This is a genomic window from Brochothrix campestris FSL F6-1037 (assembly GCF_000525915.1).
Taxonomy (GTDB): domain Bacteria; phylum Bacillota; class Bacilli; order Lactobacillales; family Listeriaceae; genus Brochothrix; species Brochothrix campestris.
The window spans coordinates 1-14,277 of record NZ_AODH01000007.1 but is presented as its reverse complement, the minus strand read 5'-3'; the positions used below and the strand labels follow the sequence as shown (position 1 = coordinate 14,277).

At 42.4% G+C, this 14,277-nt stretch carries 11 protein-coding genes and 3 pseudogenes; 2 read left to right on the top strand and 12 right to left on the bottom strand.

Features of this window, described 5'->3' with window-relative positions; genetic code table 11:
- Window positions 1–4: 4 nt before the first annotated feature.
- From rpe to gmk, 12 genes and pseudogenes are all read right to left on the bottom strand, one after another.
- Window positions 5–658 (bottom strand): ribulose-phosphate 3-epimerase, encoded by a 654-nt coding sequence (rpe, locus tag BCAMP_RS01785; protein WP_035313229.1) that lies wholly within the window; start codon window positions 656–658, stop codon window positions 5–7.
- A gap of 15 nt (window positions 659–673) precedes the next feature.
- A pseudogene (rsgA, locus tag BCAMP_RS14890) lies at window positions 674–1,547 on the bottom strand (ribosome small subunit-dependent GTPase A); the annotation flags it as partial.
- Between the two features lie 18 nt (window positions 1,548–1,565).
- Window positions 1,566–2,330 carry a PASTA domain-containing protein gene (locus tag BCAMP_RS12335; protein ID WP_051456800.1) on the bottom strand — a complete coding sequence of 255 codons (765 nt, stop codon included), beginning with the start codon at window positions 2,328–2,330 and terminating at the stop codon, window positions 1,566–1,568.
- A 49-nt stretch (window positions 2,331–2,379) separates the two neighbouring features.
- Complete coding sequence (locus tag BCAMP_RS12330) at window positions 2,380–2,562, bottom strand: hypothetical protein (protein WP_051456799.1); 183 nt, start codon at window positions 2,560–2,562, stop codon at window positions 2,380–2,382.
- Window positions 2,563–2,613: 51 nt separating this feature from the next.
- On the bottom strand, window positions 2,614–3,609 hold the full coding sequence (pknB, locus tag BCAMP_RS12325; RefSeq protein ID WP_051456798.1) for a Stk1 family PASTA domain-containing Ser/Thr kinase: 996 nt from the start codon (window positions 3,607–3,609) through the stop codon (window positions 2,614–2,616).
- Complete coding sequence (locus BCAMP_RS01770) at window positions 3,609–4,370, bottom strand: Stp1/IreP family PP2C-type Ser/Thr phosphatase (protein ID WP_035313201.1); 762 nt, start codon at window positions 4,368–4,370, stop codon at window positions 3,609–3,611. Before BCAMP_RS01770 ends, pknB begins: the two co-directional genes overlap by 1 nt.
- 14 nt (window positions 4,371–4,384) lie before the next feature.
- The gene (gene rsmB / locus BCAMP_RS01765) at window positions 4,385–5,713 is read right to left on the bottom strand and encodes a 16S rRNA (cytosine(967)-C(5))-methyltransferase RsmB (RefSeq protein WP_408605170.1); all 1,329 of its coding nucleotides are present in this window, start codon (window positions 5,711–5,713) and stop codon (window positions 4,385–4,387) included.
- On the bottom strand, window positions 5,713–6,660 hold the full coding sequence (gene fmt / locus BCAMP_RS01760) for a methionyl-tRNA formyltransferase (protein ID WP_035313198.1): 948 nt from the start codon (window positions 6,658–6,660) through the stop codon (window positions 5,713–5,715). Before fmt ends, rsmB begins: the two co-directional genes overlap by 1 nt.
- A 15-nt stretch (window positions 6,661–6,675) precedes the next feature.
- Window positions 6,676–9,085, bottom strand: a pseudogene (gene priA / locus BCAMP_RS01755) (primosomal protein N').
- Complete coding sequence (gene coaBC / locus BCAMP_RS01750; RefSeq protein WP_035313196.1) at window positions 9,064–10,275, bottom strand: bifunctional phosphopantothenoylcysteine decarboxylase/phosphopantothenate--cysteine ligase CoaBC; 1,212 nt, start codon at window positions 10,273–10,275, stop codon at window positions 9,064–9,066. Before coaBC ends, priA begins: the two are co-directional and overlap by 22 nt.
- 137 nt (window positions 10,276–10,412) lie before the next feature.
- Window positions 10,413–10,625: a DNA-directed RNA polymerase subunit omega gene (gene rpoZ, locus BCAMP_RS01745; RefSeq protein WP_035313227.1), complete on the bottom strand. Its 213-nt coding sequence runs from the start codon at window positions 10,623–10,625 to the stop codon at window positions 10,413–10,415.
- Window positions 10,626–10,659: 34 nt separating this feature from the next.
- On the bottom strand, window positions 10,660–11,280 hold the full coding sequence (gene gmk / locus BCAMP_RS01740; protein ID WP_035313194.1) for a guanylate kinase: 621 nt from the start codon (window positions 11,278–11,280) through the stop codon (window positions 10,660–10,662).
- Between the two features lie 184 nt (window positions 11,281–11,464).
- Between gmk and BCAMP_RS01735 the strand changes: the two are divergent.
- Together BCAMP_RS01735 and BCAMP_RS01730 are read left to right on the top strand one after the other, a co-directional pair.
- Window positions 11,465–13,167: pseudogene (locus BCAMP_RS01735) on the top strand (Rqc2 family fibronectin-binding protein).
- A 127-nt stretch (window positions 13,168–13,294) separates the two neighbouring features.
- Entirely contained in the window at window positions 13,295–14,161 is an 867-nt protein-coding gene (locus BCAMP_RS01730; RefSeq protein WP_035313193.1) for a DMT family transporter, read from the top strand.
- The last annotated feature ends 116 nt before the right edge of the window (window positions 14,162–14,277 follow it).

The window sequence follows — 14,277 nt, the reverse complement described above, 5'->3', positions numbered from 1 at the left end:
CTCCTTAGTTAATAGCGTTTCTCAATGACGTAATTGCGGCTTTACGATCTTCCTTGTTATAAATGTATGAACCGGCAACAAAGACATCGACACCAGCTGCGGCACAACGTTTCGCTGTTTGCTCATTAATCCCACCGTCAACTTCAATTTCAATTTTCTTACCTGTGGCAGCAATCATTTCTTTAAGTTCAACCATTTTCGGTATCATTTCTTCGATAAACGATTGGCCACCAAAGCCGGGGTTCACGGTCATAATTAACACGAGATCGACATCGTTCAAAATGTATTTCAGGCTGTCTAACGATGTTCCAGGATTGATGACAACTCCCGCTTTGACACCAAAACTATGAATCAATTGAATTGTGCGATGAATATGGGGACACGCTTCAACATGAACACTAATAATATCGGCACCAGCACGCGCATAATCACCGATATAACGGTCTGGATCAACAATCATTAAATGGACATCTAACGGTAGTTTTGTTGTCGGACGAACCGCTTCAACGACGTTAGGTCCAAAGGTTATGTTTGGCACGAATTGACCATCCATTACATCAATGTGAATGTAGTCAGCACCAGCTTGTTCGACCGCAATAATTTCTTCACCAAGTTTCGAAAAATCAGCACTTAAGATTGATGGGGCTATTTTATTCATAATTAGTACCTCCGTTTTTTTTTGTTGGATTTCAATTAAAAACGATGCATAGTGTTTAAAGCGAAAAGCGGCTATCTCACCAGTTTCAACTGCTGCTTTCACCTGACAATGAGGTTCATTTTGATGCACACAACCACGGTATTTACATGAGCCTTGTTGCAAAAAGTCGGGGAAACAATAGCCCAAACCTTCAGGTGTTAAATCGGTAATATCGATTTGACTAAACCCAGGTGTATCGGCTATATAACCAGCTCCAAATGGCAATAACTCCACATGACGAGTGGTGTGTTTCCCGCGGTTTAAAGCTTGCGAAATCACACCGGTTTCAAGTTTCCAATTGGGATGTAGCGAGTTTAAAAAGGTTGATTTTCCGACACCTGATTGACCAGCAATCACACACATCGAGTGTCCGAGAAGTTTTTTTTGCTTTCTCGGTAAGCGCAGCCGGTTCATAATCATTTAAGATGATGACCTGATAACCCATCTTTTCATAAACTGCAGTGGTTTGCTTAATTTCAAGCTGTTTCTCGGCAGTGAGTAAATCCATTTTCGTAATGAAAATTAAGGGAGTAACGTCTTCTTTCTCAATTGCTACTAAAAAGCGGTCCATTAATGTCGTTGAAAGATCCGGTTCTGCCGCCGAAAAAAACAACCAAACTTGATCCACGTTTGCAATCGGCGGTCTCACAAACGCATTATCGCGCTTGCCCATTGCCAAAATGTAACCCTCTTTTTTATTCTCCGCTTGAAACTCGACCCAATCCCCTACAAGAGGTGTAATCCCACTTGCGCGAAAATTGCCTCGTGCCCGTGTTTGGTACAGTTCTTTTTCTGCCGTTTCGACATAATAAAAACCGCTTAATGCCTTCACAATTCGACCTTTATACAAACTCTCACTCCTTTAGTTTTATTTATATCCGACTGTTTCTTGTTCGATGTTTTTATCATCACGTTCGATTTTATAAGCTCCTTCAGTATCGGCTACTAAGTCAAACAACAAGGTAATCTCAGTATCTTCAGTAATCGTTAATGTTTTGTAAACATCTGTAAGTTTATGCGTCTTATCCTTTAAGTACACCTTAATTGTTTGTGGCGTGCGCGTTGGTTCAGATGATGCTGAGCTTGCTTCGGTAGTGTCATCCTCAGCGTCATTATTTGTACTTTCATGCTCGCTACTGGCTTCAATAATTTCACCCGTATAAACAAGCTTAATCTTACGTTCCACCGTCTTATCGGGATTTTCTACACCTTTTGAAATTATCACTTTGAGTGGCGCACCAGCTTTCAAGGAATTTCCAGCTGCGGGTTCTTGTGATACTACTTGGTCGACTTCGATATCATCTGAAAAAGCCTCTTTTATCGTTAACTCAAAGCCATTTTCTAAGGCATAAGCTTTGACAGAATTCGTATTATAGCCCGTTAAATCTTTTAAAACGATGTCCTCTGGTCCCGAACTATACTCGAGCTCAATCGTCGTTTCACTCGGGACAACTTTGAGACCTGCTTGAATACTTTGCCCAGTGACTTCACCGACATTGACAGTATCGTTTGTGATTGCCACGGTTTTCACTTTCTTAAATCCTATCTTTTCAAGTTCTTTTTTCATTTCATTAGCATTCTCACCACGGTAATCTTCCACGGTTACTTCTTCTTTACCAATTGAAATATACAAATCGATTTTTGTGCCTTTTTTGACTTTTTTATCCGCTGGTGGATCAGTCTTAATAATATAGCCCTTTTTTCACCTTTTCACTATGCTCCTCAATGGTTTTTCCAATGTGGAATCCATCCTTTTGCAAACGCGAAATTGCAACTTGTTGGGATACATCAGTGACATCTGCCACTGCATAGGTTTTTTGTGATTGATAATAAAAATAAGTTGCTGCCAAAGCAATTAAAGCCACGATTAGTATTATTATGAGCCATCTTTTTTGCTTGCTTTTTTTTCTTTTTTTTCAACCGGTTTTATCTTTTGGAATGACCGCTGGCTTACGCTTAGCAGGTGGTTTCTGAGCAGACAATTTTTCAATATCAGCAATTTTTTCTTTAATAATGCTCGATGGTAGTGGAATTGTCTGCGTTTCATCATAATCCATTTTATGAATGTCATAAGGCGCTTCGTTAATACGACTTGGTTGCAGTGCAGTCGCTAAATCAGCCTGCATCTCTTCAACTGACAGATAACGATTAGCGGCATCTTTCGCCGTTGCCTTCATCACAATATTTTGCAAGCTCATTGGTGCCGATGGTAATTCATCGGCTAATAAGGGCATCGGCGATTGTAGTTGTTGAATCGCAATCGCAACCGCTGATTCACCATCAAACGGTAATTTCCCTGTTAACATCTCATACAACATAATGCCTAACGAATAGACATCCGACTTCGTCGTTGCGATACCTCCACGCGCTTGTTCTGGCGATAAATAATGGACTGAACCTAAAGTTGTATTGGTTTGAGTCATCGATGTTTCAAACAATGCCATTGCAATCCCAAAATCAGTAATTTTCGCAGTTCCCTCATGATTAATCAAAACGTTTTGCGGTTTAATATCACGGTGAATAATTTGTTGATGATGGGCATGTGCAATCGCCCCTAAAATTTGATTCATGATTGTAATAACTTGAGGTAACGGTAACCGCCCTTTTTTATTAATATAGGCTTTCAAATCCATTCCATCGATGTATTCCATTACAATAAAATGATTATCGTGATCTTCATCGACATCAAAAATATCAACAATATGAGGATGCATCAATTGTGTTGTCGCCTGGGCTTCACGCCTGAACCGACGAACGAGTTGTTCTTCATTTGCCATGCTCATCCGCATCAGCTTAACGGCTACATCACGCTCTAAAATGATATCACGGGCTAAGTAGACGTTCGACATGCCACCGGTACCAATCAGACGAGTAATTTCATAACGTCCACTTAAACGTTTGCCAATTATCATCAGTCGTCACCTCCGTCAGTTTCATCAATGCCGGTTTCCGCGATAATGACTGAAATATTATCATTACCACCATTATCATTTGCCTGTTGAATCAACATCGTTACCTTTTGTGATAATGAAACCTCTGCCATGACAACCGCACGAATATCATCAATGCTGACTTTGTTCGTTAAACCATCTGAACAAAGCAACAATCGTTCGTCTTCACGCTTATATACAAGTTGACAATCCACTTCAACAAAGCCATCCATGCCTAATGAACGTAACACGACATTACGACGGGGATGAATTTTTGCTTCATCTGCTGTAATTTCTCCTTTTTTCATCAACATCGCCACCAATGAATGATCTTCGGTTAATTGTGTCATCGTTTGATGATTAACAAGATAGGCGCGACTATCTCCCACGTGTGCAATGGCAACTTTCGATTCATCGATGTCAATCGCACAGACGATTGTCGCTCCCATCCCATTTAACGATTCGTTTGACGCTCCGGCTTGCAACACGTTATCGTTAATCCGTTGAATCGTTTGACGCAACCACCGCTGCGCCTGATCTTCATCCATTCGAATCATTAATTTCTCAAAATGTGTCGTTAAATAGCTAATTGCTAATTCACTAGCAATTTGCCCCGCCCGATGTCCACCCATGCCGTCAGCAACGACAAATAATTGTTGATTGGTAGGATTGGTAATAATCGCCACACGGTCTTCATTATTCGGTCTTACTTTTCCCTTATCTGTTTGAGCAACTGCACGCATGTTTTCACCTCGTTTTATGATTGGCGTGTAAAGGCTGATAAATAGAACCCGTCACTAAAGTTATTATCTGGCAACAACTGTAAGGTTGTTTGCTCAGCAGTCGTAATGTTATTTGGCAAGGCTAATGGTGCTTGCACAAAGTTAGGGTGCTCCGCTAAGAAACGTTCCCAAACTTCTTTGTTCTCGTTTTCATCGATTGTACACGTACTATAAACTAAGCGGCCACCTACTTTTAATAGTGGTGCTAAGGCTGCTAAAATATCATATTGAATGACGCTGAGTGATGCGATATCCTTCGCTGTTTTTTGGTATTTAATGTCTGGTTTACGGCGAATGACACCAAAACCACTACATGGGGCATCGACTAAAATACGATCGTATGTTTCTTCCTCAATGTCATTGCCGTATTGGCGAGCATCCGCTTGGAACGGTTTAATAATCGTATGACCAAGGCGTTTTGCACCTTGGGCAATCAATTTTGTTTTGTGAGCATGAATATCAAGCGCATCAATTTGACCTTCATCACCCATTAATTCGGCGATATGTGTCGTTTTTCCACCAGGGGCTGCACAGGCATCTAAAACACGCATGCCCGCTTCTGGTTGTAAAGCATGTGCGACTAACATCGAGCTTTCATCTTGAATTGAGAAAGCACCGTATTGGAACATTGCATGGCTCGCGGCGTTTCCACCAAAAACCATAATTGCTTCAGGTACAAGTGGATGCGCTTCGACTTCATAGCCATCACCTTGTAACGCTTCAATGATTTCGTCACGGTTGCCACGTAAAGGGTTCACACGAAGGGTTTGATGCGGTGGTACGAGTAAGGCCTCACCAATTTCGCGGGTTTTTTCAACGCCGTATTGCGCGACCCAACGCTCGGTTAACCAGATTGGCACTGAAATATCAAGCGCTAAACGCTTGATAGGGTCCTTCACTAAGGCAGCCACATTTGGCTGGCCTTCACGGATAGCTGTCCGTAACACACCATTGACTAATTTTGAAACGCCAACATGTCCGCGTTTTTTAGCGACATTAACGGCTTCATTTACAATAGCATGATCCGGTACCTTATCTAAGAAATACAATTGGTAAAAGGATACACGCAACAAGATTTTGACCCAGATTTCTAGTTTTTCTGGTTTTGCCACAAATTGTTCCATATAGAAATCCAAAGTCATCTGGCGTTGGATTGTTCCGTATACTAATTCCGTTAACAAGCCTTTATCAATTGGTTTAACACTGTTTTTTGTCATCGCATCATGGATTAATAAATGGCTGTATGCCTGTTGTTTTTCAATTTTTTCTAAAATACTTAATGATACCTCACGTACTGTTCCCACTATACTTCACCTAAACACTTTCCGGCTTCTAGGTCTTTGCCCGAGCCTCTTAAAAAATCACTTGTTGTCATCCGTTGTTTACCTGCTGGTTGGAATAAAACGATGTCGACTGTTTGACCGTCACCTGCTGCGACACGAATGGTGCCGTCAACACTTACGATTGTACCAGGAGCCGCTGTCGTTGTTTCAAAACTCTCGACAACCTCCCATAGTTTCCAGTTTTTACCTTCGTACGTCGTAAAACTCGACGGAAAAGGATTCATCCCACGCACATGGTTAAAAATAGCGCGGGCTGATTTCGTCCAATCGATGCGTTCTTGTTCACGGCTAATGTTACGGGCAAAGGTTACCTCTGCTTCAACTTGTTCAACCACTTCAATCGTACCAGCTAAAATAGCCGGCAAGGTCGCTTCTAACAAATCAGCACCAACGACGCTCAGTTTCTCAAATAATGTTCCGACATTGTCTTCTTCAGTAATCGGTAGCGCTGCCTGGCTTAAAATCGCACCAGCATCGAGTTTTTCTGCCATGTACATAATCGTCACACCTGTTCGCTCGTGGCCTTCGATTAAGGCATAATGAATCGGTGCTCCACCTCGTAACTTCGGCAACAGTGAGGCATGCACATTGATGGCACCGAGACGCGGTGCTTCGAGCAAGCTGTTTGGCAAAATTTGACCATAGGCTGCCGTAATTAACAAGTCCGTTTCCATTGCATTCAACTGTTCTAATTCAGCTGATGTGCGCAATTTCTCTGGTTGTAATACGAGCAACCCCGCTTCAACTGCCGCTCGTTTAACAGGCGTCGGTGTTAACACATGTTTTCGTCCGACTTTACGATCTGGCTGTGTTACCACTGCGTTAATGGTAATTGTTGGATCCGCTATTAATTTTTGTAATACAGGTACTGCAAAATCAGGTGTTCCCATAAAGATTATCTTTGTCATCTGTTTCTCCTTTATTCACATCATCATATAAGGTTCAAAATCGATCGAGACACTGAGGCCGTTTCGTATTTCTTTTTGATAGGACTCAAGCACGCGTCGAAGCGTTTCTCTTAATGCAGGTTCTATCTTATATTTTATCAGACATTGGTAGCGGTAGCGATTGTTTATTTTAGCAATTGGCGCAGGCGTCGGTCCTAAGAGGATCGTTTGCTCTCCTAATTCACGTTTTAAGAATTGAACAATTTGAGCCATCGTCTGTTCGCCCTTGCGTTCATCGGTGCTTGATACTTGCACCAAGGTTGTTAAATAGTATGGCGGATAGCCTGTTAACTTCCGTAACTGCATCTCATGGTTATAAAAACCGATGTAGTTTTGGTATTTGGCCAGTTGAATGCTGTAATGATCCGGATTAAAGGTTTGCACGATAACTTCACCTATTAAATGGTGCCGTCCAGCACGACCACTCACCTGTGTGAGCAATTGGAAGGTGCGTTCCGCCGCCCTAAAATCGGGCACATTCAACGCCGTATCGCCATTTAACACACCGACTAATGTAATGTTCGCAAAATCAAGCCCTTTGGCAATCATTTGCGTGCCTAACAACACATCGGCTTCTTTATTTCCAAAGGCGCGGAGTAATTTTTCATGCGAGCCTTTGCGTGTTGTCGTATCCACATCCATCCGAATGATTCGAATGGACGGCAGCAGTTCGAGCAGTTCTTCTTCTATCTTTTGTGTCCCGGTACCATATTGCCGTATATGAGGCGATTGACAGCTCGGACAAGTGGGCGGCATTGGCGCTTGATGACCACAATAATGGCACTTAAGCTGATGACCGCGTTTATGATAGGTTAACGTGATTGAACAATGCGGACATTCAGGCACAAAACCGCAATCACGACACATTACAAAGGAGGCAAAACCGCGTCGATTCAACATCAAAACGGTCTGTTCACCTTTTTGGTGCCGGTCTTTAATTTTTTCGAGCAACACCCGTGAAAACGAACTGTTATTACCAGCCCGTTGTTCATCTTTCAAGTCTACCACTTCAACTAAAGGTAGCGGTTGTTGGTTGATGCGCTCGGGAAGTTGAACGAGCTCATACACCCCTTTGGCAGCGCGGGCAAAACTTTCAACGTTCGGTGTCGCACTACCGAGCACGACCGGGCAGTTATGATAATCCGCGCGCCATAATGCAATGTCACGTGCATGATAACGTGGGTAATCTTCTTGTTTATAGGTTGCTTCATGTTCTTCATCAATAATAATAAGACCGATGTTGGTGAGTGGCGCAAAGATTGCTGACCGGGCACCAACAACAATTGACGCTTCTTGCCGTTCGATTTTTTGCCACTCATCAAGCCGTTCCCCAGCTGATAACGCACTGTGTAAGACGGCGACTTTTTCACCAAAGCGTCCTTTAAAACGATTGACCATTTGAGGTGTTAAGGCTATTTCGGGCACGAGCATAATCGCCTGTTTCCCTGCCGCCAATGCTTGAGCAATCGTTTGTAAATAAATCTCGGTCTTGCCACTACCAGTTACACCATGCAGTAAGAACGTCTTTGTCACACCCGCTTGTTGCACTGCATAAATACGTTCGTATACCTGTTGTTGTTGTGCTGTCAACAGAAGCGGCTCTGATGGTTCAAATGCCACGCCAGCATAGGGATCACGATCAACCTCTTTTTGAAACACTGTGAGATAGCCTTTCGCCTCTAGTGTTCGGATGGTCGTATCACTGACACCCGCCTGTTTGAACTCATCGACAAAACACTCAGACTCTCCGAGGTCAATGAGTTGGTACAAGGCTTTTTGTTGCGCCTTCGCCTTTGAACCGACCGCTTCAACCGCAGCTAATAACGCGGCGGTTGTTAAACAGTTTTTGAGGGCTCGTTTCGTTTTTTTTCGTTTCCTTACTCGAAACGCGATAAACCGTTGCTAAATCACCCTCACTAACCCATTTTTGTACATTATGCACATGAGGACTTGCTTGGACTGTTTGCCAATCGAGCGTTTCTGCGCCTTCAAATAAGGCGACAGCCGCGGTGTTTTCCCAGTTTTTTAACACCACATATTTCTCGTACGAACCACGCATTAAATTGGGCAGCATCGTCTGAAAAATGGAGATACGAAAATTGAGCGAGTCCTGTGCCATCCACTCCCCTAAGGCAAGCATCTCTGGCGTAAGCACAGGCCGCACATCAAATAATTCGGTGACACTTTTTAGTTTCGTGATATCGGTGACGTCACTAACATCTGCGACAGCGACAACAAAACCTAGCAATTGTCGTGGACCGAATGGTACGGCCACACGCATCCCAGGTTGAATAACAGTTTGCCACTGTTGCGGAATTAAATAATCAAACGGACGATCGACCGTCATTGCAGGCGTATCGACGATTACTTTTGCAATACTTGGCATTCGTTCACCTCAATCGCTGTTAATTCAATAATACCTTGCCAAATGAAGTGCGCTGTTTCGGTTTTCGATAACAACGGCAGCTGTCTTTTAGTCGTCGGTGTGATTAACAGCACTTCGTTCGTATCGACACCAAAGCCAGCATCGCCTCGGGAAATATCATTAGCGATTACCATATCAAGTTTTTTAGTGACGAGCTTTTTACGCGCATTTTCTTCGACCCGCTGTGACTCAGCAGCAAAGCCTACCAACACTTGCTTCGCAGGTTTGTTTTCACCTAAGGTTTTTAAAATGTCGACTGTTCGTTTAAACGTAAAGGCACTATCGTCACCGGCGGCTTTTTTTATTTTTTGCGCTGAATAGCTGACCGGTGTATAGTCTGCAACGGCTGCTGCTTTAATGATGATATCCATCGCGGCACTCCGGGCAGTCACAGCGCTCAACATCTCAGCCGCCGATTCAATCGGTACGACTGTGACACGAGCATCCACCGCTGGCTGTTTAACACTTGTAACAAGTGTTACATCAGCACCTAAAGCGAGCGCTTCATTCGCTAAGGCAAAGCCCATTTTCCCTGATGAACGATTCGTTAAAAAACGCACTGGATCAATCGCTTCGACCGTTGGCCCAGCTGTAATCAGCACTCGCTTACCGGCAAGCTGTTGTTTTCTCGCGAAGAAACGATTGATGTTAGCGACGATTTGCTCAGGTTCTTCTAAACGTCCCTTACCGACATAGCCACAGGCCAGTAAGCCTTCTGATGGTTCAATGAAGCGGACGCCATCGTCGGATAATTGTGCAATTTGACGTTTAACTGCTGGATGTTGATACATGTGCACATTCATTGCGGGTGCTACCCAGACAGGTGCTGCTGTTGCTAAATAAACACTCGTTAACATATTATCAGCAATCCCTGCTGCCAGTTTACTAATCGTATTGGCTGTTGCCGGGGCAATCACCACTAAATCAGCCCAATCAGCCAACTCAATATGGGCAATCTTTTCGGGTTTCGGTTCGATAAAGGTGTCTGTGTAGACCGTGTGATGGCTCATCACTTGAAACGTTAACGGTGTCACAAACTGTGTGGCATTTTCTGTCATCATTACTTTGACTTCATACCCAGCTTTGACTAATTGACTTGCTAAAGTAACCGCTTTGTAGGATGCAATCCCACCAGTTACGCCTAAGACGATGTTTTTTTTTCATTGTTGTCCCACCTCGTTTAATGATTCCCTTTATTTTACCATGATATTGGTAATTAGACAGTATATAACGCTATTAAACAAAGAAAAACCAGCTCATAAAGAGCTGGTCCGAGACTGAAATAACTTTAGTCTTCGTATCCTTTTGCTGGAATCATTTGGAGTGTTTCTGCATCAATTTCTTCCAACGCTTTACCAACGTTTTTAGCTGATGTGTAGTTTTCCAAAGTCATTGAGTTTGGTTTTTCAAGCATTTCACGGGCACGTTTAGAAGCTACTGCTACTAAAGAATATTTCGAGTCGATTTTTTCTAATAATGAGTCGATAGATGGTTTAATCATCATGTTACATTCCTCCAATTCAATTTAAAACAACTTAATCAATAATTTCGTCGAGCATCGAACGGTACTTTGGATACATCCATTTCGTACGCATATGTTCGATTCGAACAATATCTTTAATTTTTTCTACTGCGAGACGCACTTCATCATTAACGACAGCATAGTCGTAATGCTTCATCATTTCAATTTCATGATGGGCCGTAGCCATTCGTTTATCAACAACCTCGTTTGTTTCTGTGCCGCGGCCGACAATGCGACTTTTCAGCTCAGTTAAGCTCGGTGGTGTTAAAAAGATAAAGACAGCTTCAGGCATTTTTTCACGCACTTGCATTGCCCCTTGGACTTCGATTTCTAAAAAGACATCTTTGCCCTCGTTCAATGTTTTTTCAACATATTCAAGTGGTGTACCATAATAATTATCCACAAATTGTGCGTACTCTAACAATTGATCCTGCTCAATGAGCAATTCAAATTGCTCTTTTGTACGGAAATAGTAATCAACGCCCTCTTCTTCGCCAGGACGCATTGTACGAGTGGTCATTGAGATTGAATAAGAAAAATCGGTATTCTCATCTTCAAAAACAGCACGACGTACCGTTCCCTTGCCAACACCAGATGGTCCGGATAAAACAAATAACAAACCTTTTTCAGACATTAGACTACTCCTTTTAAATTAAAGTCATCTTTAATATTACTTCTTAAGTGACAGAACTGCAAGTAAAACTTCACTTTTCACGCGATTTGTTTGCTTCTTTAGCCTACCTCACACTGATATCAGTCCAATCACCCACCTAAACGTGGTATAATAACGGAGTTATCCAACAGAAAGGGTGAGAAATTTGGCATTTGACAGTCTCTTTCTATCCGCTATGACGACAGAACTTAGTGAAAAATTAGTCGGCGGTAGAATTATGCGTATCCAACAACCGTATTCACAAGAATTAATTTTAGTCGTTCGTAATGAACGTAAAAATCATAAACTACTCATTTCCGCCCATCCTACGTATGCACGGATTCAAATAAGTGATTTAGAAACAACGAACCCACCAGTGCCACCGAACTTTTGTATGATCTTACGTAAGTATATCGAGAGTGCCGTTATTGAACGCATCGAACAAATACCAAACGAACGCATTTTAAAATTTCATTTGCGCGGTAAAAATGAAATTGGTGACGAACGCCTCTGCGATCTATATGTTGAAATTATGGGCCGTTATTCAAATGTCGTGCTCGTCGATAAAGAAAAGAACAGCATCATTGACTGTATAAAACATGTCTCGATGGCATATAACTCATACCGAACCTTATTACCGAATGCACCCTACTTGCTCCCACCAGCACAAACAGATAAAATCAGCCCCATCGATTTAACAGAAGCTGATATCGCAGCAATGCTTACGTCTGAGCTGAAGTTGGCAAAACGAATTGTACAAGTTGTCGCTGGCTTTTCACCTTTGTTTGCCCGCGAAGTAGTAGCGAAGGCGCAATCACAACAACCAGCAGCAATTTTGACTGCAATGCACTCCCTCTTGCAAACAACTGTGCAACCGAGTTGGACGGAAACGAATAATAAGGAAGATTTCTACCACTTTGAGCTGCAAACCAGTGATACACTTGTTAATCAATACAGTAGCTTAAGTGAGCTGCTTGATCAGTTTTATGCCGATAAGGCCCGTCGTGATCGGGTACATCAAATTGGTAAAGACATTGAACACATGTTACAACTTGAAATCAATAAAGCCGAACTGAAAATAGCGAAGCTCGAACAAACGATGCACGAAACGACGAAGGCCGATGATATTCGAATTAAAGGCGAGTTACTCACAACCTATATGCATGCCTTCAGTAAAGGGATGACTGAGGTGAGCCTCGTTAATTACTACGATGAAACAGGTGGCGAACTAAAAATTGTCTTAAATCCATTGAAAACACCATCACAAAATGCTCAAGCTTATTTTAACAAATACCAAAAACTGAAAACAGCCGTTATTATCGTAGCTGAACAAATCGCTAAGACACAAACAGAGCTGGCTTATTTAAACAGTGTCGTCACACAGTTAAACAGTGCTGCCCCATCAGATATTGATGAAATTCGTGAGGAGTTAATTGAACAAGGGTATCTCCGTGCTAAAAAAACAAAAAAAATAACCGTCCGAAAAAAGCCAAAAAACCGAATGTCCATCGTTACCTAGCAACCGATGGTACAGAACTGTTTGTTGGCCGCAATAATATTCAAAATGACTATTTAACCCATCGTTTTGCGCATAAGCTCGACACATGGTTGCACGTGAAAGATTTACCAGGCTCTCATGTCATTGTCAAAAGCTTAGAACCAACTGATGCGACGTTAATGGAAGCAGCAATGATTGCAGCCCATTTTTCAAAAGCTTCTCTGTCTGCACAAGTTCCTGTTGATTATACCCTCATTAAGCATGTGCATAAACCAAGTGGCGCTAAACCGGGCTATGTGATATATGATCACCAAACAACCTTGTTTGTTACACCAGAAAAAGCGGCTGTTGAAGCCTTAGAAGTAAAATAATAGCGATTAAACACCAAACTTGCATTCCCTTTCTCCCTTCAATCACGTAAACTGAAGGGAGACCTTTTTTAAGTTTTACATTAGTTTACATAATAAAGTTACGTGCAACAAGGAGGTGCTACTGTCAATGAATAAAAAAGCGTTATTGCAACTAATAATTGCGATGGCCATCTTTGGCTCAATCGGTTTTTTCTCACGTTTAACGGGTTTAGCAGCACTTGAGCTTATCTATGTACGCGCTGCCTGTGCTTCAGTTTTCTTATTGTTTGTTTGGTTTATTACCGGTAGCCACCACCAAGAACGTTGGCTCAAAAAAGAACTCTTACTGATTGCTCTTTGTGGTGTCAGTAATTTATGCAACTGGATTTTCTTGTTCAAAGCCTTTGAGGTCATCTCCATTACCGTGGCGATTTCGCTCTATCATATCGGTCCGATTCTAATGCTCGTCGTCGGTGCCATGATTTATCGTGAAAAGTTGACCCGTGGTATTATGTTAGCGATGCTCGCCTGCTTTATCGGGACGATTTTCATCATGGGAACTGATGTCTTTTCGGCCGAAGTCCCCAACTGGCAAGGCATTATCTACGGTTTATTAGCTGCTGTTTTTTATGCGGTCACAATGTTATTTGGAGCGACCTTTAAGCAAACAAGCGTCTACATGACGACGCTGATTCAGATGGTCGTTGCTGTCGTCCTTTTGACGCCTTTTATTGCGTTCGATGCCTATAACAGCTTAACGCAAACACAGTGGTTTTATGCGCTCTTAACTGGCATTGTCCATACCGGTATCGTCTATTTGCTGCTCTATACAAGCATTCGCCAACTGTCACCTACGATTGTCAGTTTTTCGGTGTTTGTTGATCCGGCCGTCGCGATTTTATTAGATATTATCATTACTGGGTTTATGCCTTCTAGTTACCAAATCATTGGCATTGGCGCGATTTTTGTTGGACTATTGTATAGCTTATTCCCTCGTTATCAGCTGAAAATTTAACCAGACAACGATACGATGAGGATATATTTTGACTGAGCCAACAGCATTGCTGTTGGCTCAGTCTGAAGATAAAACGCTGTTCTAGGTCGTCAATGCCTCGCCTTCTCGGAGTTCGA

Coding starts and splice junctions, on each gene's coding strand:
- rpe (WP_035313229.1), bottom strand. CDS start 658: ATGAATAAAATAGCCCCATCAATCTTAAGTGCTGATTTTTCGAAACTT.
- BCAMP_RS01730 (WP_035313193.1), top strand. CDS start 13,295: ATGAATAAAAAAGCGTTATTGCAACTAATAATTGCGATGGCCATCTTT.
- BCAMP_RS01770 (WP_035313201.1), bottom strand. CDS start 4,370: ATGCGTGCAGTTGCTCAAACAGATAAGGGAAAAGTAAGACCGAATAAT.
- pknB (WP_051456798.1), bottom strand. CDS start 3,609: ATGATAATTGGCAAACGTTTAAGTGGACGTTATGAAATTACTCGTCTG.
- fmt (WP_035313198.1), bottom strand. CDS start 6,660: ATGACAAAGATAATCTTTATGGGAACACCTGATTTTGCAGTACCTGTA.
- rpoZ (WP_035313227.1), bottom strand. CDS start 10,625: ATGATTAAACCATCTATCGACTCATTATTAGAAAAAATCGACTCGAAA.
- gmk (WP_035313194.1), bottom strand. CDS start 11,280: ATGTCTGAAAAAGGTTTGTTATTTGTTTTATCCGGACCATCTGGTGTT.